Origin of the sequence: Acinetobacter sp. TUM15071 (assembly GCF_008980925.1) — a bacterium.
GTDB classification, from domain to species: domain Bacteria; phylum Pseudomonadota; class Gammaproteobacteria; order Pseudomonadales; family Moraxellaceae; genus Acinetobacter; species Acinetobacter dispersus.
Genome location: NZ_BKGB01000022.1, coordinates 1 through 25,779, shown reverse-complemented (window position 1 = coordinate 25,779; position 25,779 = coordinate 1). Strand labels below are relative to the sequence as shown.

Genomic DNA, 25,779 nt, shown 5'->3' with positions numbered 1-25,779 from the left:
AGGAACAACAATGAGTAGAAGAATATTAGTCACGGGTTCAAGTCGTGGCATTGGTAAAGCAATCGCATTGCAATTGGCTCAGGCGGGCTTTGATGTGACCATTCATGCTCGTTCACGTGAGGCTGAGGCAGCTCAAGTGGTTGAACAGATTCAAAAGCTTGGGCAAAACAGCCATTATTTATTATTTGACGTCAATGAACGGGAACTGGTTAAAAGCCTATTAGAACAAGATGTTGAGCAGCATGGGGCTTTCTATGGTGTGGTGCTGAATGCAGGTCTTACCCATGATGGTGCATTTCCAGCTTTAACCGATCAGGACTGGGATGAAGTAATTTCGACCTCGTTAGATGGGTTTTATAATGTGCTTAAGCCTTTGATTATGCCGATGATCCATTTGCGTAAAGGTGGGCGTATTGTCACGCTGTCTTCGGTATCTGGGATTATGGGCAATCGTGGACAAGTGAATTATAGTGCAGCAAAAGCAGGGCTCATCGGCGCGACTAAAGCATTGGCTCTGGAATTAGCCAAGCGCAAAATTACGGTGAATTGTGTTGCACCAGGCCTGATTGAAACCGAAATGGTCACTGAGGAAGTTAAAGAGCACGCCTTAAAAATGATTCCAATGCAACGCATGGGACAGGTCGATGAAGTTGCTGGTGTGGTGAAATTCTTGTGTTCAGATGAGGCATCGTATATTACCCGTCAGGTGATTTCGGTCAATGGAGGACTGATCTGATGAAGCGTGTTGTGGTGACAGGCATGGCAGGTATTACCTCATTAGGCGAAACTGCGGATGAAATTTTTGCGCAATTCCATGCAGGTAAAAGTGGCATTTGCTATATGCCTGAGTGGGAGCAATATCCAGATTTAAGAACCAAGCTGGCGGGACCTGTTAGTAGCTTTCAGGTTGCCAAGCATTTTAACCGCAAGGTCACGCGTGGTATGGGACGGGTTGCGCTTATGTCCGTGATCAGTGCGGAAAATGCATTGCAGGATGCGGGACTTATTGATCACGAGATCCTGAAAAGTGGTGATGCTGGGGTGGCTTTCGGTTCTTCGGCAGGTAGCGTCGATGCCGTTCGCGAGTTTGGTAATATGTTGATTGATCAGGATATGAGTAAGATCAATGCCACCACTTATATCCGGATGATGTCCCATACCAGCGCCGTGAATATGACGGTCTACTTCGGTTTAAAAGGATTAACCTTACCGACTTCAAGCGCATGTACCTCAGGTTCAATGGCCATTGGTCAGGCTTATGAAGCGATTAAATATGGCAAACAGACTGTCATGATTGCAGGCGGCGCAGAGGAACTGAGTGCCGCAGGGGCAGCCGTCTTTGATGTGTTATTGGCCACCAGTGGAATGAATGATCATCCTGAAAAATCACCTCGTCCATTTGATATACAACGTGATGGCTTAGTGATTGGGGAAGGTGCGGGTAGCCTGATTCTTGAAGAATATGAACATGCCAAGCAGCGTGGCGCCACGATCTATGCTGAAATTATTGGCTATGCAAGCAATACGGATGGACAGCATGTCACCAGACCAGATACCGAAAGAATGGGACAATGCATGCAAATGGCACTTAAAGATGCCAAGCTGGATGCCAGCCAGATTGATTATGTTAATGCACATGGAACGTCTACCGATCAGGGTGATATTGCAGAAAGTCAGGCCACTGCACGAATATTGGGACGTAAACCAATCAGTTCCTTAAAAAGCTATTTTGGACATACTTTAGGTGCTTGTGGTGCAATCGAGGCATGGTTAGGAATTGAAATGATGCAGCGCGGACAATTGATTCCAACCCTGAATCTGGATGAAATTGATCCACAATGCGGTGATCTGGATTATATTACTCAACAGGTAAGAACGAGTGATATCAATATAATGATGAGCAATAACTTTGCTTTTGGCGGTATTAATACGTCACTGATTTTTAAACGTGTAACATAACGAGGGGCATAATAATGTCAATGAAACAATTATTTCTAGCAACAATTTTAAGCACAGGCTTTGCTGCATCTGTTCAAGCTGCCGATACTGTACATAATTTTGATTTTAAAGCTGCTGTGGATCGTGCGGTTGCTGATGGTACTTTAGACGGGAGCGTAAAGTTCTACCTGAAAGGAAATAAAGCAGGTGGCAAGGTGTTAGAACAAGATATCGTGACCAATCAGAAGACCAATGGTTTTGGCAAGTCGGCTGAAAAGTCATGTGACTGGGTACTTCGTTCTGCATTGATACAGTTAGACAAAGCTGCGAAAGCACGTGGCGCCAATGCTGTGACGAATATTGTGAGCTATTTTAAAAAGAATGAAGCACAAAGCTCAAGCACCTATCAATGCTATAAAGGCATGGCAGTAGCGAGTGTTGCGCTCAAAGGCGATCTTGTTAAATTTTAAGCATAGATAAGATCAGGTTAAGCCAATGACGACACGTGAAATTGAAATCCATGTTCAGGCATTGGCTCAACTGCTTGAAAAGAATAAAACAGATTTTTCTGATTTAAGAAGCTTTAATCATTATAAAAAACAGCAGATTCAGGCCCGACGTAATCAGTTGCTTTCCCATCAACTGGATTGCTGTATAGATAAATTGATTTTTGCCAAACATGAGCATGGCAAACCTTTTTTAAGCTCTCATTCCTTACATTTTAATCATTCGCATAGTCAGCAATATTATGCGTTGGCAATGAGTAAGCGTGTTCAAGATATCGGTATTGATGTTGAGGAGCTAGATCGAAAAGTTCGTTACGATGCTTTGGCGCAGCATGCATTTCATCCCGAGGAATACCAGATTTGGCAACAGCAAGATCAGGATCTGGAATATTGGTTTAAAGTCTGGACCACCAAAGAAGCGATTTTAAAAGCCTCAGGTTTAGGGATTCGTCTGGATCTGAATAGCTTGAATACGCAGGTTCATCCCTCAAATCAGGGCGGCATGTGTTCACATCCATTGATTGGAACTTTTGCGTATCAGAACTTTATCCTGAAGCAGAAAATCGTGGTGACTATCGCATGGCGGGCAGAGCAGTCTTGCCGAGGTTTTCAGTTTCCAAAAATTCAGATTGTTCAGCATTAAGGCCGACAGGTATTGCAGATTTTACGCGATAAAAAATGCCAGCAATTGCTGGCATTTTGTTTGAATCAAAGAGGAGAGGGATTTAAGGAATCTCTTCTTCTTCAAATTCAGGTTTAACTTGAACAATAAAGTCCTGACGGTTTAAACCACGCCATAACGCGAATGCTGTACCGATATAGATCGATGAGTAGGTACCAACAAAGATACCGACAAACATTGCCATAGAGAACCAGTGTAAGCCATCACCGCCTAAGAACATCATGGCAAGGACCACAAGTAATAAGGTCATAGAGGTGTGAATGGTACGACGTAAGGTTTCTGTCAGCGCAATATCTACGATTTCACGAGGGCTTGCACCACGAATCTTGCGGAAGTTCTCACGGATACGATCCGATACAACGATGTTATCGTTGAGGGAGAAACCAATCACAGCAAGTACTGCAGCTAAAACTGTTAAGTCGAATGGCCATTGGAACAATGCAAATGCACCAAAAATGATGATAATGTCATGGAATAATGACATTACAGCACCGACAGCCATTTTAAACTCAAAGCGCACGGTGACGTAGATCAGCATTAAGATCAATGCCAGTGCAACGGCACCCGCAGAGCGTACATAGAGCTCATTACCAACCGCACCACCAACAGAGTCCACTTTGTGAACTTCTACTGTGTTATTTGGTAATTGAACCGCTTTAGTGATGCTATTGCTAAGATCTTCAACATTCAGGTCTTCTTGTACTGGCATACGTACGATGAGGTCAGTACTACTTCCTAAAGTTTGCACCACAGCATCTTTAAAGCCTGCACGATCCAGTGCTTGAACCACTTGAGCAGGTTGAACCCCTTGCTTATAGTTCAATTCAGCTGAAATACCGCCAGTAAAGTCTAAACCGAGATTCAGACCTTTGGTTACGATAAAAAAGATACTGGCAATGGTAATCAGGATCGAGAAGATGGCCGCAGGTGTGGCAATCTTCATAAACGGGATGATTTTTAGATCATCTGGGCGACCGTATTGCTTTGAGTCTTGTTGAGTCAGATCAGTCATGTGAATCTCCTTAAATACTCAACTTGGTCAAATTACGGCGCTTGCCATAAATGAGCTGTACGATTGCACGTGTTACGGTAATTGCAGTAAACATCGAACAAATAATACCGATCATCAAGGTGACTGCGAAGCCTTTGATCGGACCTGTACCAATAGCGAATAAAATAAACGCAACAATGAAAGTGGTTAAGTTCGAGTCAAGAATGGTGTTATAGGCCCGATCATAACCTGCGACAATTGCTTGTTTTGGCGAGGCGCCCCAGAGCATTTCCTCTCGTATTCGTTCACAGATTAGTACGTTGGCATCGACCGCCATACCAATGGTAATTACGATACCGGCAATACCCGGCAGGGTGAGGGAAGCTCCAATCCAAGACATCACCGTTAAGATCATGGCAAGGTTAAAGACTAAGGCAAAGTTCGCAATCAAACCGAATAAACGGAAGAACACAACCATCCAGATCGCAACCAGCAAGAAGCCGATTTGGGTCGATAATACACCCTTGTCAATGTTTTCTTGACCAAGGCTTGGACCAACAACACGTTCTTCAACGAAGTACATTGGCGCAGCTAATGCACCTGCACGAAGCATCAAAGCAAGTTCTGCTGCTTCTTGTGGTGAATCTAGACCAGTGATACGGAATTGTGAACCCAATACCGCTTGAATGGTCGCAGCGTTGATCACGACAGATTCGGTATATGGGGTACGAACTTCAGTTTGCACACCTGTGTTTGGATCAGCAACATAAGAGATTTTTTGTTTATTTTCGATAAACAAAACAGCCATACGTTTGCCAACAGCACCACGGGTTGCATCAGCCATCAGCTTACCACCCGAAGAATCTAGAGTGATGTTTACTTCTGCACCACCAGAGTCTTGGCTAAAGCCAGAGCTTGCATTTTGGACACGTTCACCTGTCAAAATACGGTTACGTTGCAATAGCAATTGACGACCACTGTCTAAAGACTGATAAGCAAATACTTCAGTGCCTGGAGGAAGTGGCTGACCATTATATTTACCCGTATATGGATCGATATATTGATCATTGCTGTCAGCAACCAAACGGAACTCTAAGTTCGCTGTACGACCCAAAACACGTTTTGCTTCCGCAGTATCTTGTACACCGGGCAATTCAACCACAATTCGGTTGCTACCTTGGGTTTGTACCAGTGCTTCTGCCACACCGAGTTCGTTAATACGGTTACGTAAGGTAGTTAAGTTCTGATTGACTGCATAAGATTGAATTTCCTGACGACGTGCATCGGTATAACTCAGTCTTAAGGTTGCACCAGATGAAGTGGCAACAGCTTGTTGCGTAAACTCATTGCCATTACGACGTAAAAAATCAGTCGCAGCATCACGGTCTGCATTGCTAGAAAACTGGACCGTAATGGTATTGTTGCTTAGCGCAAGGTTATTGAATTTAATTTTGTTATCACGAAATTGACGACGCAAATCAGTTGCAGATGTTTCCATACGCTGACTAATTGCTTTATCCATGTCGACTTCGAGCAAGAAGTGTACACCACCACGTAAGTCCAAACCGAGTTTCATCGGTTTTGCCCCAATCTTTTGCAACCATTCTGGTGTGGTCGGCGCAAGGTTGAGTGCAACAACGTAATCTTCACCTAAATCACGGCGTAATACTTCTTTGGCTTTTAACTGTTCTTCAGAAGAGTTTAAGCGTAATAAGGCCGCGTTGTTGGTGAAGCTATTGTCATGACTGCTAATGTCGGCAGTTTTTAAAATCTGCTCAGCTTTTTGCACTATGGTCTGATCAATTTTCGTGCCTGCTTTTGCTCCAGAAATTTGGACAGCAGGTTCATCTGGATACAGACTTGGAAGTGCATATAACGTACTGATCACAAGTACTACAAGGATCAGCAAATATTTCCATGCAGGGTAACGCATTTGCTTTCTTCTTAAATGAAAAAGTCGTGCTGAGGCACGACTATTTTATGATTAAAGGTTATTTAGTGTGCCTTCAGGTAAGACTGAAATGACACTCGCACGTTGAATTTTTACATCAACACCACGAGCGAGTTCAACTACTGCAAAGTCACCTTCAAGTTTGGTAATTCTCCCCATTAAACCACCAGCAAACACGATTTCACTGCCTACGCCTAAGCTTTCGATCAAAGAACGGTGTTCTTTAGCACGTTTCGCTTGAGGTCTCCAGATCAAGAAATAGAAGATTGCGATAAAGACAGCAATCATCAAGATGTTTGCCATCAGGCTTGGACCTTGTGCAGCCGCAGGCGCAGCGTGAGCAGTAGAGATTAAGAAGCTCATTTCGTTTTCCTAAAATTAAAAAGCCAAAAAATTAACAATAAATTCCAATTCGTTTTGCAATGTACCTTGTCTTGCGATCAGGCGCAAATCTTGATGCATTTACTTTACATCAGTCCTCTGGACATGGTGGAACGTCTAATCCACGACGCGCATAAAAGTCCTGAACGTATTCATCAAATGTGCCATTGTCCAATGCATCACGCATACCTTGCGTCAGGCGTTGGTAGTAACGCAAGTTGTGGATTGTGCCGAGCATCGATGCCAGCATCTCACCACACTTCTCTAAATGATATAAATAGGCACGACTGAAGTTTTTACAAGTGTAGCAATCACAATGTGGGTCCAAAGGCCCTTGATCATGACGGTAGCGACTATTACGGATTCTGACTAAACCATCGGTGACAAAATAATGACCATTACGTGCATTACGGGTTGGCATCACGCAGTCAAACATATCGACGCCACGACGAACCGCTTCCACGATGTCTTCTGGTTTACCCACACCCATTAAATAACGTGGTTTATCTTGTGGCATTTTGTTTGGCAGATAATCAAGTACCTTGATCATTTCTTCTTTCGGTTCACCGACCGATAAGCCACCAATTGCATAACCATCAAAACCAACTTCTAACAAGCCAGTGAGTGACTCATCACGAAGGTCTTCGTACATGCCACCTTGAATAATGCCGAATAAGGCATTTTTATTCTTAAGTTCATCATGGTGGTGGGTTTTACAGCGTTTAGCCCAACGTAAAGAAAGCTGCAATGATTTTTGCGCTTCTTCATGGGTTGCAGGGTAAGGCGTACATTCATCAAAGATCATCACGATATCTGAGTTCAATACATGTTGGATCTCCATTGAAATTTCTGGAGACAAGAACACCTTTGAACCATCAATCGGAGAGCGGAAGGTCACACCTTCTTCTTTGATTTTACGCATGGCGCCCAAGCTAAAGACTTGGAAACCGCCTGAGTCGGTCAAAATTGGTTTATCCCATCGGATAAACTCATGCAGACCGCCATGCTCTTTAATCACTTCTAAACCTGGACGTAGGTACAAGTGGAAGGTATTTCCTAAGATAATTTGTGCCTGAATTTCTTCAATGTCACGAGGGAGCATGCCTTTAACCGTACCATAAGTACCCACTGGCATAAACACAGGGGTTTCAACCACACCATGTTCTAAAGTAAGTCGACCACGACGGGCGCGCCCCGACTGGCCTAATTTTTCAAATTTCATGTAATAACCTGAGCAAGATCGAAGTGCTACTTTGATTGCAGCGCAAGAAGGCGAAAAAACAGTTCGCTGATCGAAAGCGGCTATTTTCCCCGATTATGGCGTGTAGTTCTACTACTAAATGTAGCCATAACCAAAAAATAATAATCTCCCCTAACCCCTCTTTAAAAAGAGGGGGATAAAAGGCAATATTATCTGACGATAAACTCAAGTGCTCCCTCCTTTTTAAAGGTGAGCTGCGATTGTAGCAGCGCAAGGAAGGAGGATTTATGAGCTAAGATAAGTAAATCTAAAGCATCAAACTGAATGATTTTCCGCTTATAAAAAATGGACTGCAGTGATCAGTACTAAAGCATTAAAAATTCGGCTTATAGTCAAAGTTTTCAGTCGCCAGATTATCCTTAAACGGGCGAATGGCTTTCTTCGATAAAGTCAGGGTATTGATCAGATTATTCGGGAACACTTCGATCTGGTTATTAAATAATTCCACGTTGCGGTTAAAGATGGTGATGGCTGCACCGACATTTTCGTTTTGTTCCTGAATGTCATCCATCATCTTGCTATACAGCGCATCCGCTTTCAGTTCAGGATAATTTTCAACCACCACATTCAAACTACGAATCAGTTCCTTACTCATTTTTTCAATCTGTTGTAACTGAGAAATATCCGTGTCATTCACATTCAGGTTAAGAATCTGCTGACGCAACTCAGTGACTTTTTCCAGTGTGGATTTTTCAAACTGGGTATATTGATCCAGTGTTGCTTCCAAGGCTTCCAACGTCTTTACTTTTTGACGTTCGAAATTGGCGACTTCTGACCATGCCCGTTTGGTGGCATTAAAATACCGTACGATGTTGTTGCGAATAGAAACGCCCCATACGATCAGTACCACAAAAATCCCCAAAAAGATCAGTAAACCTGTCATCGCTATTCCCCTTATTGTTATCGCTAAATGATTAGCTAATTAAATTCAGCATGAGCTGTTGAAACTTTTGATATTGCGGCATGGTCATGGTTCTTAAATGTCCACGTAATGCTGGAATATCGTTTATTTCACTACGTTTACTGGCGGTTTGGAAAAGATTTTGTTCGCCTACGTAACACATGATTTGCTCTTCATGATGATAAATTAAATCACCTGTAAAATGTTGAAAAAAATCATGTAACTTTAAGGTCAGGCTAGGGCTTGCCTCTTTTGCGAGTCGGTGTTGATCTAAGCCAAAAATATTCAATTCTTGGTTAATCAAAATATCGCTGCTTTGCCATGAACTGGTGTAAGGTTCAAAAAAACGAGAACGTTGATTGCTTACAGCAATACCTAAGGCTGGCATTTGAAAAATAAACGCGCCCCATAAATCTTTATGGATTTCTTTAACGATTTTTTTATCGCTGCTCTGATCCTGAAGGATCGGCATTTCACTGACATAGTGATATTGAAATAGCAGTACTTGGTGGGTTGTGTTGCCATCATGCCATGTGGTCGACGCGTATTGGGTAATCTCGTTAGCTTCATTGCCGCGATTGAATAAGGGGAAATGTTGCTTTAGTTTGCTGATGACCAAAAGTGGCTGCGCTTGAATGGGTAAATAAGCCGGCAATTGTTGGAACTGCAAACCATAGCGTAATACCGTCATACGTTCTTCTAAATAATGAATGACGCGTGTTAATGGCTCTTGTGGTTCATAGAGCAAATAGGCCAGAAAACCTGTCAAAAATGCGCCTAGTAAACTCCAGATGTATTGAATATGCGGATGTAGAAAATAACCAAACACCAAGGTGCCAACACTAATTATACCCAGTAAGTAGGGTAGCACATTAAAAAAACGTAGACTATGATCGTCACGCCACGGGTGCAAAGCATCTAGCAAAGCTTGATCACTATGGGACTTTTGTCCAGCTTCCCACAGCCGAGCAATATTGTGAAAAACCTGCGCATTTTTTTTACGTCTGATATGCAGCGCTTGTTGTACAGTGTCGATTGGCATGGAAATAATCGTTTCATTATAATGGGTTGGTCTTGTTTGAATTATGCTTTAAATTTCAGAAACTAAGAAGTACCTTGCGGGTTGTTTTAACCATTATAAATGAGGTTAGAGCGTCATGAGCAGACTGGAGAAAGCATCTTGTAAACGTTGAAGTTTTGGCATTTGCAATTGTTCCAGCTTTTCAGCCAGTTCATGCACCGTGATTGCCTGAAATAAATAATTATTTTCGTCTAAAGGCGATTCATTGAGTAACCAGCACATCAGGCCAGTGTGGGGGTCGACATAAAAATCACTATGAAAAGCCAGCATCAGGTGCTCAAGTGCCAGTAAGCGCTCTGGTGTTAAGAATTTCACAAACTCAAATTCACTGACACCACTTTGCTGGTACTTTTGATTAAAACGGATATCACTGGACTGCCATTCAATGCCAAGATGACAACGGCTTTTATACGCGGCTGAAATACTAACACCTTTATAGGGAAAACTCTCCATGAGCACACCCCATAGATTAGAATGGTGAGTTTCATAGAAGGTTCGACCTTGCTCATCAGTTTTTTCGACAGAATAAGCGTAACGATATTTAAAGACTGAATAATCATAGGTCTTTTGTTTGATTGCCATTTGCCCAACAAGCAAGGTTGTAACGGTATTGTCTTTATCACCGAGTTGAAATAAGGGATGATCCTGTAATGCATGGTTTAATGGTGTGTTTTCATGATCAAACCGCACCTGATAGGTCTGTTCCAGCAGATAAAGTCTGAGTTCCTGTTTCAAGTTTTCCAGCTCAGTGGTCGGAATGCGATAACGCAGGCCAAAAGCAAACAGAACCACACAAACAATCAGGTAGTAGCCTGAGAACAAAAGGCCAGTCAATAAAAAAATCAGACTAAGTGTGGTCATCGCCCAGTTCAGGTAATTCTTGATATACAGGTTTTGCTCGCCTTGCCAGTGTTTTAAGCGATAAATAAGCGTGTCGGGTGTGGGGCGTTCCTCAAGCAACTGGCGGATGGCCTCAATATTTTCTAAGGTCACCTGATTATGCCTGAATTGATTCTGAAAGGTTTTTTGAATCTTTTGAGATATAAATGGCATAGTTTTTTTAAATCATTATTCTGAAAAAAATAGGCTAAATCTGAATTTAGCCTATTGGTCTGTTTTAAGCGTCGAGTTTATCCACCAACATCGCATCGCCATAACTAAAAAAGCGATAACGTTGTTCAACTGCATGGGTATAAGCAGCCAAGATATTATCTCGATTGGAAAGTGCTGAAACCAACATCAGTAAGGTCGATTCTGGTAAATGGAAATTGGTAATCAAACGATCCACAATACAGAATTGATAACCTGGATAGATAAAGATTTGGGTATCACCAGTCCATGCTGCAATTTGGCCTTGATTGGCTTGTGCTGCACTTTCGAGGGCACGGGTCGCCGTGGTTCCCACAGCAATGACTTTATTACCACGCGCTTTGGTTGCCAAAATCAGGTCAATCGTGGCTTGTGGTACATCACACCATTCACTGTGCATAATGTGATTGGTAATGTCTGTGGTACGCACAGGCATAAACGTTCCTGCACCGACATGTAGCGTGACAAAGGTTTTTTGCACGCCTTTGGCTGCTAGTTTTTCTAATAAGCCTTGGTCGAAATGCAGACTCGCAGTTGGCGCTGCAACACTGGCAATTTTTTCAGGATCGTGGAAAACAGTTTGATAACGTTCAGTATCAATCTCTTCGGCTTCACGATTGAAATAAGGTGGAATCGGCAGCTGACCGTATTGATCCAGTATCGACAAAATCGGTTGTGAAAATTTCACCACAAATAGATTTTCATGGCGACCTTGTACGGTGACAGGAACAGCATCTTCACCAATATACAGTTCTGCGCCTGCTTTAGGGGAGTTACTTGATTTGATATGGCAATGTGCAGTGTGGGTATCCAGCATGCGCTCAACCAGAACTTCGATAGCTCCGCCTGTAGCACGTTTACCTTTTAAGCGTGCTTTCATGACTTTGGTGTCATTTAGTACCAATAAATCACCGTCTTCAAGTAGATCGAGAATATCGGTAAAGGCATGGTCGTGATATTGGCCTTGCGCATCGATATGCAGCAGGCGAGATGCGCTACGACTGTCTAAGGGGTAGCGAGCAATAAGTTCATCGGGGAGATCAAACGAAAAGTCGGAGAGTTGCATACATCTAAAACATTGCAAAAAATTGGGTGTAGTATAGTCTTTTTTGCGTTTTCTCGCTGAGTTCGCGTGTTTATAAGCAGAAAAATATCTGAGTGATTTAAAAGTGAGCAATAAGCGTGAGTTAGTGTTTGACAATAAAATCAAACAGGTTATTATACGCAACACAAAGCATCGCACTCTTCCCGAGGTGGTGAAATTGGTAGACGCGGCGGACTCAAAATCCGCTGTCAGAGATGACGTGTCGGTTCGAGTCCGACCCTCGGGACCAAGCGAAAGCTTACACAGATTATTCAAAGCCCCAAGCCTTATATATCAAAGGCTTGGGGCTTTGTCGTTTCTGGCCTTTGAGTTTTTTTCGGGTATTTCTAGGGTTTTTCGGGTATATATTTCCACATATTTTCCACATTAAATTTTTGTGGATTTATTTCAGGAAATTAGGGACTTGGTGCAGATATGAGTTTGTCTGTTTATCAGCAAGCGAATGGCTCTTGGCGAGCTGATTTGCGAGTTTTAAATATTCGTTGCAGCAAAGTTAGAAAAACAAAAACAGAAGTGCTGAAATGGGCGATGGAAAAAGAGCGAGATATTCTTTTGAATAACTCGACTGAAGAAGCTTTAAAAAGAAAAATTGTTTTGACCGTTCATGAGGCTTTAACTCAGTACTCCAATGAAGTTTCACGCTATAAAAAAACTGGAAAGAAAGAAGCGCAGCGGATTAAATATTTTCAAAATCATCTGCCGAATGTTGATTGGCCATTGGTAAATTTTCAGTCGGATTATTTGGCTCAATATCGTGACGCGATGATGAATCGTTCAATCAAGCCACTGAAAGCGAGTTCAGTGCGTCGAGACTTTTCTACTTTATCATCGTTTTTCTCCTGGTGTATCGAGAAAAAATGGATTAAGCATAATCCAGTGGCAGAAGTGAAGCTACCGCCTAAACCTACTAACCGTGAACGTCGTATCGAGTTAGATGAAGTTGAGAGAATGTTGGCCGCATTAAAATATGTTCCTGGTTCTGTTCCAACGACTAAGTCTCAAGAAGTCGCTTTAATTTGGTTGATTGCGATGGCTACTGGTATGCGCTCAGGTGAAATTGTTAATCGGTTACCTAGAGAAGTTCTATTGAGTAAACAGCAGATCCTGTTGCCTGATACTAAGAATGGTTCGTCAAGAACGGTTCCATTGGATAATTTTGCGGTTCATCTTTGGTCACTGGCCATGAAGATTGATCGTAAAGCATCACCAAAAGTTTTCACAGTGTCTGACTCTTCAAGAGATACTTTATTTAGAAAGGCGAGGAAGCAGGCAGGTTTGGAACAAGCAGATTTAACCTTTCATGATTCGAGACATGAAGCTGCGAGTTTGATGGCTAAACGTATTAAAAATGCACTTACACTTTGTAAGATTTTTGGTTGGAAAGATCCCAAGTTTGCTTTGGTTTATTACAATCCAACCAATGATGAGATTGTTCACGAATTGAATCAATCTGAAGGATTAAGAAATTCATTTAACAAAGTTTAAAATTTGGTGTTGAAAAATGAAGTTGGAGCCATAAATAAGAATTATAAAATTAGAAATTAATTTTAAAATCTAAACACTTAATTAAAGAGCATCTTATGATTACCCAAGTTTATGGAAATTTACAGCATTTTAAAGATCAGATTGATGAATGGCAAAACGTTGTAACGGAAAAACTAGATTCTTACTCTAATTTTATTGATCATGCTTTTGCCCATTTTAATGATACCAACAATAGTGCTGACTATCAGAGTGTTGAGCAAATTAATAATAGACATTCCTTAGAAAGTTTAACTTCAGAGAAAAATATTGCTGATGCAAAAATCAATGAATTAGTTCAATTAATTAATGATGTTGCAGAAGATGCGTGCAAAAAACTTGAGATATTAGATTCTCAAACCTTTAATGAGATTGAAGGAATTCAAGAGTTTGGAGATTTTTTTCAATTTCATCTAAATTTTGACCAACTTATGAAGCAATTTTTAGATTCAATGCAACATTATGAAGTTGAATATCTTGATAGTTTCAATACTTTTAAATCTAAGAATTCGTTATCATCAATTTTTCGTGGAATTAATAACTTACGTCATAACTTGCTACTTCAAAAATTGCAAAAAATCACAGCCAGTAGCCAAGCTAACGAATAGGCAGCTTAATAGTTGTTTTATATGCATGTAATTAGTTCGTAATAAGATCCTTATTTATAAGTGGTATTCGCTTTATCAAACGCCATCCCAAAACTAATCACATCCTTTGCTCGCCATCTTGGGACAGTGTGATCGCCAGTGGTTGGTAGATCACGGCTTGGTGGGAAGTAAGGGTTTGTAATGATGTGGCGTTTGGTATAGTCGGTAGAATATTTAAAATATTTCGCTATGTCATCGAGATCCCAGAGTTGATGCTCTATCGGGATGATCGGTTTAGCATCCAGTTGCTGAAGCATTTTTAGAATGACTTTTTCTAATAATTTTTCATTACTCATTGTTGTATCCATTATCGTAAAGTTTCAGATAAAAAATAAACAGCTCCGCAAAATGATGAGCTACTAATAATAATTGTGGCTTGGGTCATATTCATCATTTTTTTGTTCCTGGTTGTTTAACTTGATGCGGGTTGGTGAATATCCAACACTTAACGGTTCGATCGCTCTGCAGCGGATTCGTATCGGTGTGATCACCAATATTTTTGACTTCGTCAGCAGGGTATTTAGAGGATCGGATTGATTTGTTTGCTTCGACAAATTTGTAGCGTTTACTGGTACGTAGTAGGGTTCGCATTTCATTTACGTCAGGTAGAGCTTGAAAGTTTTTTGCAGCGACTTTGTAGACTTCATTTAAATTGATTGCGATATGTGCCTCCGTTGGTTCGTAATGATTAAGATGAAAATGTGAGGTTCTGATGCTGTTGAGATACTCATAAGCATCCCAGAACTGTTGAACTAAAATGTGATCCATACCAATTTCATCGACTCGACGACGAGCCATGTTTTCAAGCATGGTTTTTGAATTTTGGATCTCAGTTGCACTGATTTCTTTTTTAAAGACGTGTTCTGCTAAAGCATCGATCATTGCTGAGACTTGAGCATGGCATAGCGCGATACGGACGTGGGTGATGCCTTTGGCATGAAAGTCCGCTTCGATCTGTTTGAGGTTGTTACTATAGGTCTCTAAAATTTGCTTTTCATTTCTCAAGCAATAGGTCATGTAGGTGCATGCATCTTCCAATGGCATTTGGGTTAGTTTAGTTGCGATGTTTTTCTTCTCTAAACTGTGACCTTTGATGTCCACCGATATATGTAAGGTACGTGATAGGATCGCTTCTGATGCTTGGATTGGGGTGTTTTGGCTGATCATCACAGCTGCACGGAACGGTGGTTCGTATGTTTCATTACCTGCGGTTTTTAAGCCTTTACTACGAATCGCACGACCGTTAAACGCATCTTTTAATTCATCCCATGAAAATTTAGCTTTTTGTGATCCTGTTTGATCGTTTCGGTCGCCCTCGATGAGCACGATTGGCATATTTGAGGTTTGGGCAAAATTACGATAAATCGCCACTGATGTTGATTTGTTTGGATCAAAGCCTTCGTAAGATTCACGTCCGCTGAATTTCCATAGCATTTCAATCAGTGTGGATTTACCTGAACCTGCCTGTCCGACTAATTCAAAGAAAGGGTAGGATGCATGCATCGCTCGGATTTGTTCTGCGAAATATGAGCCTGTCCACCAGGCTAAAAGTATTAAACCGGTTTCACCGTTTAGGGTGTAGTAGTCACGCCACCATGTCGACTTAAATTCCTTTTTAGGATTGATATGAATGATTGGTGTTGACGCTAAGGTCTTGATCTCTTTTTTGTTTGTTTTGAAATAGTCATGCTCATTTTTGGGGATAACTTGACCTTTATGCACAGCATATTGGTCAAAAATATACACATCGTATTCTTTGCTGTAGCCAATAAAATCAATGGTTTTTACTTCGCGTAAACGCTCAGTTTTACGTTTGATAAAGGTTTCGAGCTGTTGATCTGTACCAGTCCACATCGCACCCGATAAAACACCCATAACACGCGGTTTAAACTTACTGCGTGATGAAATATGTTCAGGAGTGAAGGTTGCTTTCACTTCACCCCAAGGCGATTGAATGTTGAAGTAGTACCAACTTTCGTCGGTGATTTCGTTGCGTTGGAAATAAAGTGGATCTAGTTGAGCGTTGCAGATCTCAATGACTGAAGAGCTGTTTTTGAGTGCTTGTAGTCGGATCTCTTCATCGCTTAGAACTGAGCCTTGTGCTTCTTCAGTTGCTCGCATCACAAGATCAAATTTTTTGAAATCAAGTTCCCACCAGTAGGTGCGGAATGCGTGATTAAAGAAAAACTTTGCAAGGCTGTTGTTATAAAAGTTGTAAATCAGTAAGCCTGCTTCTTCAGCAGATTTGGCGATTTGTAGTTTGCCCCAGTGGATATATTTATCCTGGTCTTTTTCGGTGAGCTGTCCGTTTTGGAAAAGGTCATTCCAGTCTTTACCGACTGGTGGCAGAGCAGCTGTCGAAAGCCATCCATCTTCAGTGGCTTGTTCGATTTGTTTGGTTAAGTATTTTTTACCTGCTTTGTCATTGTCTAATGCCCAAACAAGGCGAGGGCGATCTTTCTGTAATTCTTCACAGCGTTTGGCTATTTGCTGTAGTAGGCGGTTAGGGTAGTTGGCACTGTTCATGGTGCTGATGCTTGTGAGTTCAGACTGAGCAAGGGCAATACTGTTGAAAATGCCTTCAGTGAGCCAAATACTGCCCGCATTGCAAAGTTGATCTAGTTCATGGATCGTCCATGACAGTCCTTTCCATTCACCGATGAAGTTTGCTTTTTGACGTCCGAAGCGTTCAGGCCGATCGATGAAACGCTCCCAGTATATATTTGGCGCAAGTTCAAAGCGGACAGTCGCAGTGACTAGACTTTTATTTTTAAAGTCTCGGTGTAGTTCTTGGGTATAGCGTCCTTTGAGTGGGGCAATGTCGAAGCCTCTCGCATGTTGCATATAGGCATCTGCGGAAGCATTAGGATTTTTTTCGGTTTTTGGGAAATCTTCTGACCAATCTTTGAAAAGGTCTTCACAGATATCTTTGACGTGCTCTTCATAGCTGCATTTGTTGATACGTGAACATTTAACAACTTTTGGCGTGATCGCATGGGTATAGGCTTCTTTTTGGTTGCACTTTGGGCACACGCCACTACGGTACCATTCGCCCACTTTTTTGAACTTAAATATTTGATTAAGTCTCTCGTCTATTCGACGTTGCAAAATGTCCATGTGTTCCCTAGATCAATTTCATTTGTAGTAAACGGTTGCGATAGCTTTGTGCAGTCGCTAGATCAATTTTGTTTGCCCAAAACAAGGCATTGATTGCTCCTTCGACATAGCTCTTTTGGAACTGATCAATTTCAGGTTGTAGTTCTAAAGCGAAGAGCTGCAGCTCGATTTCGATCTCCCACTTTTGTTTTGTGAGGGAAAGATCAGGTTTTGGAGCAAGGCTGTTATGGATGGTGCGTGTGATTTCGAGATCAGCAGCAAAGCTAGCTAAACAGTCGGGATTTATGCAGCTGACAATGATGTTATGTAGTAATGGTGATGGACGTTTGCGACTGGTCACATGTAATCTGCGCTCGCAATGCGGACAATAGAATCCTATAGATTTACTCATTATTACCCCTAGTGAATCGACCAAGTGATCTGTTGCTCCCGACGACACTCACTTGTTATTTTTTTACCGCTTTACAGTCCGTTTCATTTCTTTACTAAACATTTACGCGATTGGCTTCGGAATCTGTGATGAGCCAAAAAGTCGTCTCTTATGATTATTTTGAGTTTGAAGAAGTTGATTTCGGCAGTTTTGATTCGACCAGAGATTTGATCCATTCATTGAGTGACATGTTGCATTTAGCTGCTTCGATGCGAGCCAAGCGACGATTTTCTGGTGTGGTACGAAAACTGATTTGGATTTCTTTTTGAGACTCTTTAGTCGCCATAGCAGGTTTCCTTTTTAGTGACAGTTTTAGACTGTAGTGAAGATAGAACTTTGTTAAGATGGTATATGTTTAAACAGATAATATCCCAATTGGGATATTTAAATAATAGGTATATCTCAAATGGTATATGATAATACCGATCAAAAGGGTGATCGTATTCGTATCGAGCGATCAAGACTTGATTTATCGCAAAGTGAATTTGCAGCCTTAATGAACAAACAAAAGATGGCAGTGTTTCGCTATGAAAAAGGTGAGCGTGTCATGGGGCACGATGATTTAGAGGCATTGCATTCAAAAGGGGTAGATGTTTGGTTCTTACTTACTGGAGAGCGTACTCGTCCTGATCTGCTTTCAGACGATGCAAAAGAGCTGTTAAAACTTTGGGATCAGGTTGACCCTGCACAGCATGCGACTTTGCTAACTTTGGTAAGAAATTTTGCTGATAGTTTTGGGGCTAAAAAAACCGATTAAACGTTCTTTTGAACGAATGAAAGAAAGTTCATTCGTTCAACATTTTTTTAGAATAATAAAAATGTTATAAATACATCAAATTAACAATGTTAAATTTATAAGAGTTTAGAAATGTATATTAATGATGTTATAAGTTATATGGGGGCTTGGGAAAAATTACAGACAGATCATCCTAAGGTCTTCGATGAAATAAGTTTATTATTAAAATTGGTTAAATCTAGAATATTCGAAATGTATGGAGATTTAAATGAAGAAAATAAATGGGAAAAGCCACCTATAGGAAATTTTATAAGGATAGAAGTAGAAAATAGCTTATTTGACATTGGGTGGATAAACAAAAGTTTTAATATTGATGAAAGAGCTTTTATAAATAATTTAGGTGTTTCTAAAGATAATTGTTTTATTAAAGCAGGATTAAGTGGTTCAAATGCAAATCTATCAGTAATGTCATGGATATTTTCAGAAATAACTTATGTTTCTAAAATTACAGATGTTTCTATTCCAGTTTTATTACTTTTTTCAATAAGTGCCAATGTGGTCAAAGAATATCTCGGCAATAAAAATAAACTTTCTTTTAAAAGCAATAAGTTATATTCAATAAGATCAGTAAAAAAAAATCTAGAAAGGATTTCTCCATTAAGGGTTGAGCAACCTTTTTTAATTTTGGGCATAGGCTTAGAAGAATTAGAGTTGGATGTAGTAGAGCTTGAGCAAGCTACTTCAATGAATAATGAACAAAATATTAAAATTGATAGATGTATTACATTTGAACCAGAATACTACCAAGCAGGATTAAGCATTCTGAGTTATTTTGGAACAGTTTTAAGAGATAAATATCCTGAACAAAATGCAACTGTCAGAATCGAACAGCATGATTTGAATGTACGAATGGTAATTCAGTCTGAAAATGGAAATATCGAAACGATTGAAAAGGCTCTACACGAGTACGAGTTAGTGCTAAAAGGGGAAACAAGCCCTGATGAATTCGCTATATCTCCTTTAAAAGCTTTAGAACTCAAAAATCAACTGAATTTAGTTAATTTTCAAGTTGAGTCTCAAAAAGAAATTATTGCTTTACAAAAGGGGCAAATCTTGGATTTAAAGCAAATCGTAGATAAAGCACTTTCTCCTATTTCTCATCCACCTGTGACGATCATTAATCAACTGCATAACTCGCAATCCACAGTCATTAATCATAAAGCTGAGATCTCAAAATCTAATGATGACCTAGAGGAGTTGATTGATCTTGCCGATAGTGATGCTTTGAAGAATAAACTTGCCCTGATTCAAAACGCCTTAGACAACAATAGAAACTCAGATAATCCTGAGGATGTTAAAGACTCTAATGGTATGAAGAAATTAGCTAAATTTCTAAAAGAAGCAAATGAAGTGGGTACAGAGGCAAACGATTTAGCCGAAAAGGGTGGCAAAGCAGTAGATCTCATTAAAAGCTTAGGACGAAGTTATAACAGCATAGCTCAATGGTGTGGGATGCCCGTTATTCCGAACATATTTGTGAAGGAGTAATGTGAGATGGAAAACTTAAAAGATTGGATACCAATACTTGCAGGTCTTGCAGCTGTAATAGGGCTTTTTTATAAAAGAGAGGAAGTATTATCTTTAAGACATAAAGATTTCACGACTCGCTTAGATGCAACCATTCGTTTTTTTGATGAGTTCTATGGAAAAGAAGATGGAAAAAACAAATTAGTATTAGATCGGGCTGCACAAGATGTTGTGAAATCTGAATTGATAGACTTTAAGTTTTTAAGCTACTTAATTCAATTAGATGAAAAATTCTTAATCAAGCTAGATGAACTCATACATCATTATAAAGTTGGCAAAGAATTTATAATATATTCACCTAGTCTTGGAAAAGTTGACATTAACAATTTTAGCCTAAAGTTAAAAAATGGTAGGTCAGTAAAAAGGCAAATATTAATGTTTGATGCTCAGTATTTTTTCTTTGCATTTATTTTTTCGATCCCTTTTTTGATTTCACCTTGGTTCTCTAGTTTTTTAATGGCTGATAAAACGCCTTTTATTTTTGTTATATGTACGATTATTTTAGGTTTTGTAAGCTTTATGGCAGCAGTTGTTGCTATGGTACAGGCATCTAATTTGCATCATGCAGCAGAATTTATTAAAAAAATAAAAGAAGCTGATCAAATACTTAACTCATAATGAAAGCCCTCTTTCGAGGGCTTTTTCTTTACTCTTTATTCATAGAATTTTGAACGAGTCGAACTTGCTCTTGAATAATAAATAATGTTGCAGCGACAGACTCGCCAGTTAATGAGTCACAATTTTCAGTAGATTCAATAAGTAAAGATAAGTGCTGATCTAGTAATGATAATCTTGTTTGTATATCCATGTCATACCCCTTTTGAAAGGTTAAATCCATTATTTATCAGGTCTGTAAGTTCGTTGAAAAGTCTCCAACTTATTTCGGTATTTTCCATAATTAAAATGGCTTGAACCGCACTGATATTCAGGTTGTAGGTGTCATGATTTTTGTTGAAATGGTAATCAATATTTTCTCTTAATCGTGACCATATAATATTGGTTTCGATAAAGGTTTTATATGAGACATCGCACTCTAAAATACGGTGTAATTTTTTAGCACTTACGAATAGCTGTCGTTTATTTGTCTGCGGATTTTGAACTCGCATGATTAATTTTTCTATGCTCATGGTTCGCCCTCAATCTAGTAAATGGTTTGGAAGTATTTGCTGCGGTGTGTGCCAATGCCATTTGGTTATGTCCAGTCGTGATGATGCGGACGCAACATAGGCGCTGATCATTTTGGCGTTGTGTGCCCATATTTCGAGGAGTGGTTCGGTATGGGTGATGTCGAGTTTTAAGATGCGTAATTGGTTGTAGAGCTTGCGTTGATTGTCAGGTAGTTTTGACAATTGTTCAGGTGTTGCAGGTGGGTTTTGTGGTGTTGCTGTGCCGACAATTTTATCCTGGTGTGGTGTAGGCACAGGTTTTGGTTCAGGCGTGTTTGGTGTTGGAATGTCTATACAAAACAGCGTCTTTAATTTTTTGTAGTCGATGGTGTAGTAGTTGACACGGTCTGATTTGATTTCCGAGAGTTTGGCGACTTGGATGAGTCCGAGTGCTCTGAGTTTTGCGACTGCGCGTTTGATGGTTGAGACGCTAAACATGCCGAGAGTAGTTTGCCATTCTTCATAGGTGTGAAACCACCATTTGCGCCCTTTGTGGGTGGTGAGGTTCTTTTTAGTTTTGCGTTTGCGTGTTTCGCTGATCAAGAAATAGAGTTTTTGCAGGAACGTTGCTGCTGTGATCCCCAGTACTTTCGCCAATTCAGGCGAAGCGATGAGGGGATATTCGTTGTGCTGTAGGAGTAGTTTCATGCAGCTGCTCCCCGATATAGTTCGCTAAAGCAAGCTTTGCATTTTGATGTCCATTGTTGGCGACCGTTTCGGATACCGTTTTTATTGAAAAATTCTTCATCAAAAGGATAGAACTCGCCACAAGTGCTGCACATTCGTTCTGTGCCTAGTTCGGTGTAAATAAATACTCTGCTCATGCTGCACCGCCTAGATTTATAAGGATGTAAGCGATGATCAGATAGGCAATGAATGCCAAGCTGTCTTTGATTTTTTTGCGTGTTTGGGCTTTCTTTTTTAATGCGAGATGTGTGGGTAAATCTAGGACTGGGGTGTGTTCAATAATATTATTTGAGGTGCGTGTGTATGCACTATAAGAACGTGATGTCATAGTCTTTTTCTCGATAGTAAGTTTTAAAACTTACCGCCATTACTTCTCACGGTAATGGTGGCAGCCTAAGCAGGGGTGAGAATACCGCTCTATCGAGTAACGGCCAGTCTTGCGACTGCCCTGAATAGACTGCCATAACGAGGGCATGACTATGCATTGGACAAAAAAAATGCCGCATATAGCGACTTTGATTTCGCTCGATAGATGATAAAACAGGTTCTCACGCCTGATCACAGATTTTGCTGTGATTTAAGAAATATAATCACATTTATTTTTGAAAGCAAGCGTTTTTGGTTTTGGCATTCTTTTATATTTCTAGTTGTTATTTTATTTATAGATAGAAAGATTAGTTCGTTTTGATACAATGGGTTGGATTGTTTTGACCTGATGGATTGGGTCAAAGTGGGATGGTGCATAGTTTCATTGTGTTTGATTTGCTTTGTATTTCAAATCTTATTTATTTTCTGTTTTTACGGGGACTAATGGCATTTAATTTAATGCTATTGAATTAATAATATGAAATTTATTTTATTTGTTTTAGCCAGTTATTTTGGTTGGTGTTGTGGGCAAAAGATTTATCATTATTGGCTTACTAAAGGGTACTGGAAAATTGTTTCTGCAATTGGAGCAATTTGTTTTGGTTTCTTTATTGCTTTAGTTTCATTCGCATTTTCAATTCCAATTTTTGATACTACGTGGACAGCCGTTGTATTTATCATTGCATGTTTAATTACTTGGATTGGATTTAATGATCCTAGTCTGCTGCGGTTTTCTGCTACTGGTCGACTTTGGACACAGAAACAATTGGGAGTATCTCTGAGTATTTTGGCTTTTGTTTTGGCTATGTTCGGAGCAGAACCTTCAACTGAAGCTGTCGACTCTTCAAATACCCCACTTCCTGTTGTTGCTCAAAATACTGAAAAGCCTGTAGACGATGATCTTAATCAAGATAATCCTTTTAATGATGAAAATGCATCTACAACGGTTGAATCAAATCAGGTTGTCTCTACGACTTCACAAGAACCTAGTCTAGAAAATAATTTAGTAAATGAGCCAGCGCCTGTTGTTGAACCTGAAGAGGAAGAAGTAACGGTATTTCGTGAGGAAGACAATAATAGCTGTGGTGGTTTGCCTTCACGTTGTACTGAGATGCGTGATTGCAAGCAAGCTTATCAAGCATTGGAATGTGGAAATTATAGATTGGATCGGGATGATGATGGAATTCCCTGTGAAAGTATTTGCGGTTGAGTTTGATGCTTTTTTTTTAGTAAATAGCAAATTTATAGTTAATTATTTTATTTAAAAGAAATTGGAGGGAGTATGCAATTAAGCTTTGGAGAACAATTTGGAGAGGATTTAGAATATGATTTTGTTCGATTTAAAGAGTTATTCGAGGAAGTCTCAAATGAATTAAAGATATTAATAAATAATAGCAAAGACTTTATAATTGAATCTGAGAATACAGTTAGAAGAAATAAAGTAATTGAAAGAATTGAAATTAATACCAAAAAAGTTAATGAAGAATTCTACAGTTTTTTTTCAAGTCACCATAAGTATCTAAATTTTATAGTATTGGGTAGGAATTTTAATCAAATTTTAATTGATTTTCTTGAATTAATAAGAAATATAAATCTTCAAATACAATTAAATTTATCTGCTCTTGGGCATGTTTTGATGTCATTAAGGGAGTTGGTGCAATCATTTGATACACTTAAACGGATTGAAAACAATGAGTCAAAGTCAAAAGATCTAATATCAAAACTAGAACTTGAAGTAGAAAAAGCTACCCAAAGTGCAAAAGGTGTTGAGTCTGCAAAGCTGGCATTAGAAGGACAAAGAACTGAACAGATATATTCTCAAGCGAGTAATATTTTTTTAAGTGCAGCTAGAAACTATGAAGTTTTCTTTTATATGCTAATAGGTACAGCATTAATTATCACTGTAATTTGTTTAGCTTATTTCCCATATAGTGAAGCAACGAAAGTAAATTTTATATTTTCTAAGATATTGACGGCAACGCTAGTTATTACGTTAGGTACTTTGTTCTTAAGAAAGGCTGCGCATCTTAGAAAGTTACATGAGCAAGCACATCAGACATCTTTAGAATTACAAGCTCTACCATTGTATCTAGTGAATGTAACACCTGATCATCAAGCCGAAATCTATAAAGATCTAGCGAGTAAATATTTCGGGAAAGAGTTAGATAAAACGCAGCATGATAAGATTGGTGATTTGATGACTGAACAAGTTAAAACCAGTTTAGAAGTATTCAAAACTAGTTCAGAGATTATGAAATCCATGAAACCGAGTGTTGCATCTTCAGAATCGGGTGAAGCTAAAGAAAAACCAAAAAACTGAACAATATTTTATAAGTAATTTGACCACTCAGCTGAGTGGTTTTTTTATAGAGTACTTATTTTTAAAATAAAAAAGTGCTGATCACTGATGTCAAACTTTGTTAAGTTGTGTAAAATCAGAATATAATTTAAATACCACTTTTATGAGGGAAAAATGTCTGAAGAAAAAGCAAAAGAACTTATAGATATTATTAACATCGAAGAATTAATCGAGACTTTTAGAAGCATATCCGAAGATAATGAAAATTTAGAAAAATTATTAGATCCTGTTTATATTATTTTTTATAGGAATAATATAAACAGGTATATCGCTAAAATTAAATCAATCTATACGAATTTAAAAAATTTGAATTATGAGTTTGAGGATTTAGATCCCTATTTAAAAAATTATGTTATTAATAAAATTGATGAGATTAGAGCATTTATTCCCTATCCTGATAAAACAGGTGGAGGGAATGCTAATTCAAATTATGATAGAGATATATCTTTTTTATTGGATCATATCGATTTCAGGGTTAGTTTGATTAATAATTTTATGGGGTATTTCTCTAGAGAAAAAACTAAGATGAATAATATTATCGAAAGTTTTTTTAGAGAAGAATTGACTCATCTTTTAAAAGAATTTGAAAATCAAAAAGAACGAGCATATGCTCTTGTTGAAGAAATAGATAAATCTAATCAGTTTATTAAAAATCAAGAAGCTGAATCAGTATATTTAAATGCAAAAGATACATTTGATGATAAGTCAGTAAAATATCAATATTTATTTTACGCTTCTTTAGGTATTACATTTATTCTAATTTTATTTTATGGAACACCTGATTTTAGTGATAGTGTAAAAATTGTTGCATTTATACTTTATAAGTTGGCGATATTTATAGTTGGTGGCTCACTCATTGCGTATTTTTTGAAAATGTCATCATTCTATCATTTGAAGTCAGAACAAGCTTATCAAACTTACTTAGAGTTACAGGCATTTCCATCTTATGTATTAGGTTTGGATGAAAAAGATAAATTAAGCTTAAGAAAGGATCTTGCACCACATTATTTTGGTAAGGAAATAAGTGAAAATATGCATGACAAATTAAGTAATGTATTACAAGATCAAATTAAAGTTGGAACTGAACTTATTAGAGCTAGTACAGAAATGGTTAAAGCGAAACAAGAAAAGGGTGAGAAATTATGAATTATCTAATTTTTATTATGGGATATATTTTGTTTTTCTCGTTGTTCGTTTGGGTTTTTATATCAAATGACCTGTATTTAAAAGTATTTTTCCTTAAAGGTGAAAAGAAAAGTCTGAGAAGACAACGTGAT

At 39.1% G+C, this 25,779-nt stretch carries 29 protein-coding genes and 1 tRNA gene; 13 read left to right on the top strand and 17 right to left on the bottom strand.

What is annotated here, in order from left to right; genetic code table 11:
• Positions 1–10: 10 nt before the first annotated feature.
• From GBI66_RS17080 to GBI66_RS17065, 4 genes are read left to right on the top strand one after another with little or no spacing between them, the layout of a single operon-like run.
• Positions 11–736, top strand: coding sequence for a 3-ketoacyl-ACP reductase FabG2 (locus GBI66_RS17080; protein WP_151716916.1), 726 nt, complete (start codon positions 11–13; stop codon positions 734–736).
• Positions 736–1,959 (top strand): beta-ketoacyl-ACP synthase, encoded by a 1,224-nt coding sequence (locus GBI66_RS17075; RefSeq protein ID WP_151716915.1) that lies wholly within the window; start codon positions 736–738, stop codon positions 1,957–1,959. Before GBI66_RS17080 ends, GBI66_RS17075 begins: the two co-directional genes overlap by 1 nt.
• A 14-nt stretch (positions 1,960–1,973) precedes the next feature.
• The gene (locus tag GBI66_RS17070; protein WP_123773739.1) at positions 1,974–2,408 is read left to right on the top strand and encodes an excinuclease; all 435 of its coding nucleotides are present in this window, start codon (positions 1,974–1,976) and stop codon (positions 2,406–2,408) included.
• A 25-nt stretch (positions 2,409–2,433) separates the two neighbouring features.
• Positions 2,434–3,087: a 4'-phosphopantetheinyl transferase superfamily protein gene (locus GBI66_RS17065; protein ID WP_151716914.1), complete on the top strand. Its 654-nt coding sequence runs from the start codon at positions 2,434–2,436 to the stop codon at positions 3,085–3,087.
• 82 nt (positions 3,088–3,169) lie between these two features.
• Here GBI66_RS17065 and secF read toward each other — a convergent pair whose 3' ends face one another.
• The 8 genes from secF to queA form a co-directional block, all read right to left on the bottom strand.
• Positions 3,170–4,138 (bottom strand): protein translocase subunit SecF, encoded by a 969-nt coding sequence (gene secF / locus GBI66_RS17060; RefSeq protein ID WP_005193137.1) that lies wholly within the window; start codon positions 4,136–4,138, stop codon positions 3,170–3,172.
• 10 nt (positions 4,139–4,148) lie between these two features.
• Positions 4,149–6,050, bottom strand: coding sequence for a protein translocase subunit SecD (gene secD, locus GBI66_RS17055; RefSeq protein WP_151716913.1), 1,902 nt, complete (start codon positions 6,048–6,050; stop codon positions 4,149–4,151).
• Between the two features lie 51 nt (positions 6,051–6,101).
• Entirely contained in the window at positions 6,102–6,431 is a 330-nt protein-coding gene (gene yajC, locus GBI66_RS17050; RefSeq protein ID WP_005149729.1) for a preprotein translocase subunit YajC, read from the bottom strand.
• Positions 6,432–6,540: 109 nt separating this feature from the next.
• The gene (gene tgt / locus GBI66_RS17045; protein ID WP_005193126.1) at positions 6,541–7,671 is read right to left on the bottom strand and encodes a tRNA guanosine(34) transglycosylase Tgt; all 1,131 of its coding nucleotides are present in this window, start codon (positions 7,669–7,671) and stop codon (positions 6,541–6,543) included.
• A gap of 352 nt (positions 7,672–8,023) precedes the next feature.
• Positions 8,024–8,593 (bottom strand): LemA family protein, encoded by a 570-nt coding sequence (locus GBI66_RS17040; RefSeq protein WP_005193124.1) that lies wholly within the window; start codon positions 8,591–8,593, stop codon positions 8,024–8,026.
• A gap of 31 nt (positions 8,594–8,624) precedes the next feature.
• Positions 8,625–9,653 (bottom strand): hypothetical protein, encoded by a 1,029-nt coding sequence (locus GBI66_RS17035; RefSeq protein WP_151716912.1) that lies wholly within the window; start codon positions 9,651–9,653, stop codon positions 8,625–8,627.
• Positions 9,654–9,758: 105 nt separating this feature from the next.
• Entirely contained in the window at positions 9,759–10,685 is a 927-nt protein-coding gene (locus tag GBI66_RS17030) for a hypothetical protein (RefSeq protein WP_228267306.1), read from the bottom strand.
• 124 nt (positions 10,686–10,809) lie between these two features.
• Positions 10,810–11,847, bottom strand: coding sequence for a tRNA preQ1(34) S-adenosylmethionine ribosyltransferase-isomerase QueA (gene queA, locus GBI66_RS17025; protein WP_151716910.1), 1,038 nt, complete (start codon positions 11,845–11,847; stop codon positions 10,810–10,812).
• Between the two features lie 181 nt (positions 11,848–12,028).
• Between queA and GBI66_RS17020 the strand changes: the two genes are divergently transcribed.
• The 3 genes from GBI66_RS17020 to GBI66_RS17010 all read left to right on the top strand — a co-directional run bounded on the left by GBI66_RS17020 (position 12,029) and on the right by GBI66_RS17010 (position 14,015).
• Positions 12,029–12,115: transfer RNA gene (locus tag GBI66_RS17020), tRNA-Leu, on the top strand.
• A gap of 185 nt (positions 12,116–12,300) precedes the next feature.
• The gene (locus tag GBI66_RS17015) at positions 12,301–13,371 is read left to right on the top strand and encodes a site-specific integrase (protein ID WP_151716909.1); all 1,071 of its coding nucleotides are present in this window, start codon (positions 12,301–12,303) and stop codon (positions 13,369–13,371) included.
• 95 nt (positions 13,372–13,466) lie between these two features.
• The gene (locus tag GBI66_RS17010; protein ID WP_151716908.1) at positions 13,467–14,015 is read left to right on the top strand and encodes a hypothetical protein; all 549 of its coding nucleotides are present in this window, start codon (positions 13,467–13,469) and stop codon (positions 14,013–14,015) included.
• A 50-nt stretch (positions 14,016–14,065) separates the two neighbouring features.
• On the opposite strand, the gene GBI66_RS17005 is transcribed toward GBI66_RS17010, so the two are convergent.
• The 4 genes from GBI66_RS17005 to GBI66_RS19515 form a co-directional block, all read right to left on the bottom strand.
• Positions 14,066–14,350 carry a hypothetical protein gene (locus tag GBI66_RS17005; RefSeq protein WP_151716907.1) on the bottom strand — a complete coding sequence of 95 codons (285 nt, stop codon included), beginning with the start codon at positions 14,348–14,350 and terminating at the stop codon, positions 14,066–14,068.
• A gap of 94 nt (positions 14,351–14,444) precedes the next feature.
• A complete protein-coding gene (locus tag GBI66_RS17000; protein ID WP_151716906.1) occupies positions 14,445–17,171 on the bottom strand; it encodes a toprim domain-containing protein in 2,727 nt (908 codons plus the stop codon).
• 7 nt (positions 17,172–17,178) lie between these two features.
• Positions 17,179–17,562 carry an ogr/Delta-like zinc finger family protein gene (locus GBI66_RS16995; RefSeq protein ID WP_151716905.1) on the bottom strand — a complete coding sequence of 128 codons (384 nt, stop codon included), beginning with the start codon at positions 17,560–17,562 and terminating at the stop codon, positions 17,179–17,181.
• A gap of 154 nt (positions 17,563–17,716) precedes the next feature.
• Complete coding sequence (locus tag GBI66_RS19515; protein WP_171253783.1) at positions 17,717–17,887, bottom strand: hypothetical protein; 171 nt, start codon at positions 17,885–17,887, stop codon at positions 17,717–17,719.
• Positions 17,888–18,007: 120 nt separating this feature from the next.
• Here GBI66_RS19515 and GBI66_RS16990 point away from each other — a divergent pair, with 120 nt between their 5' ends.
• The 3 genes from GBI66_RS16990 (at position 18,008) to GBI66_RS16980 (ending at position 20,542) form a co-directional block, all read left to right on the top strand.
• Complete coding sequence (locus GBI66_RS16990; RefSeq protein WP_151716904.1) at positions 18,008–18,358, top strand: helix-turn-helix domain-containing protein; 351 nt, start codon at positions 18,008–18,010, stop codon at positions 18,356–18,358.
• A gap of 111 nt (positions 18,359–18,469) precedes the next feature.
• Positions 18,470–19,885 (top strand): hypothetical protein, encoded by a 1,416-nt coding sequence (locus GBI66_RS16985; RefSeq protein WP_151716903.1) that lies wholly within the window; start codon positions 18,470–18,472, stop codon positions 19,883–19,885.
• A gap of 6 nt (positions 19,886–19,891) precedes the next feature.
• Positions 19,892–20,542 (top strand): hypothetical protein, encoded by a 651-nt coding sequence (locus tag GBI66_RS16980; protein ID WP_151716902.1) that lies wholly within the window; start codon positions 19,892–19,894, stop codon positions 20,540–20,542.
• A gap of 28 nt (positions 20,543–20,570) precedes the next feature.
• On the opposite strand, the gene GBI66_RS19510 is transcribed toward GBI66_RS16980, so the two are convergent.
• From GBI66_RS19510 to GBI66_RS16960, 5 genes are read right to left on the bottom strand one after another with little or no spacing between them, the layout of a single operon-like run.
• Positions 20,571–20,732: a hypothetical protein gene (locus GBI66_RS19510; RefSeq protein ID WP_005149759.1), complete on the bottom strand. Its 162-nt coding sequence runs from the start codon at positions 20,730–20,732 to the stop codon at positions 20,571–20,573.
• Between the two features lies 1 nt (position 20,733).
• Positions 20,734–21,051: an antA/AntB antirepressor family protein gene (locus GBI66_RS16975; RefSeq protein ID WP_151716901.1), complete on the bottom strand. Its 318-nt coding sequence runs from the start codon at positions 21,049–21,051 to the stop codon at positions 20,734–20,736.
• Between the two features lie 9 nt (positions 21,052–21,060).
• Positions 21,061–21,738, bottom strand: coding sequence for a hypothetical protein (locus GBI66_RS16970; RefSeq protein ID WP_151716900.1), 678 nt, complete (start codon positions 21,736–21,738; stop codon positions 21,061–21,063).
• The gene (locus GBI66_RS16965; RefSeq protein WP_151716899.1) at positions 21,735–21,914 is read right to left on the bottom strand and encodes a hypothetical protein; all 180 of its coding nucleotides are present in this window, start codon (positions 21,912–21,914) and stop codon (positions 21,735–21,737) included. The genes GBI66_RS16970 and GBI66_RS16965 overlap by 4 nt, the downstream gene beginning before the upstream one ends.
• On the bottom strand, positions 21,911–22,105 hold the full coding sequence (locus GBI66_RS16960) for a hypothetical protein (RefSeq protein ID WP_151716898.1): 195 nt from the start codon (positions 22,103–22,105) through the stop codon (positions 21,911–21,913). The genes GBI66_RS16965 and GBI66_RS16960 overlap by 4 nt, the downstream gene beginning before the upstream one ends.
• Positions 22,106–22,621: 516 nt before the next feature.
• Between GBI66_RS16960 and GBI66_RS19665 the strand changes: the two genes are divergently transcribed.
• The 3 genes from GBI66_RS19665 to GBI66_RS16945 all read left to right on the top strand — a co-directional run bounded on the left by GBI66_RS19665 (position 22,622) and on the right by GBI66_RS16945 (position 25,648).
• Positions 22,622–23,353: an excalibur calcium-binding domain-containing protein gene (locus GBI66_RS19665; RefSeq protein WP_215901029.1), complete on the top strand. Its 732-nt coding sequence runs from the start codon at positions 22,622–22,624 to the stop codon at positions 23,351–23,353.
• A 72-nt stretch (positions 23,354–23,425) separates the two neighbouring features.
• The gene (locus GBI66_RS16950; RefSeq protein ID WP_151716897.1) at positions 23,426–24,463 is read left to right on the top strand and encodes a hypothetical protein; all 1,038 of its coding nucleotides are present in this window, start codon (positions 23,426–23,428) and stop codon (positions 24,461–24,463) included.
• Between the two features lie 153 nt (positions 24,464–24,616).
• The gene (locus GBI66_RS16945) at positions 24,617–25,648 is read left to right on the top strand and encodes a hypothetical protein (protein ID WP_151716896.1); all 1,032 of its coding nucleotides are present in this window, start codon (positions 24,617–24,619) and stop codon (positions 25,646–25,648) included.
• Positions 25,649–25,779: the final 131 nt, after the last annotated feature.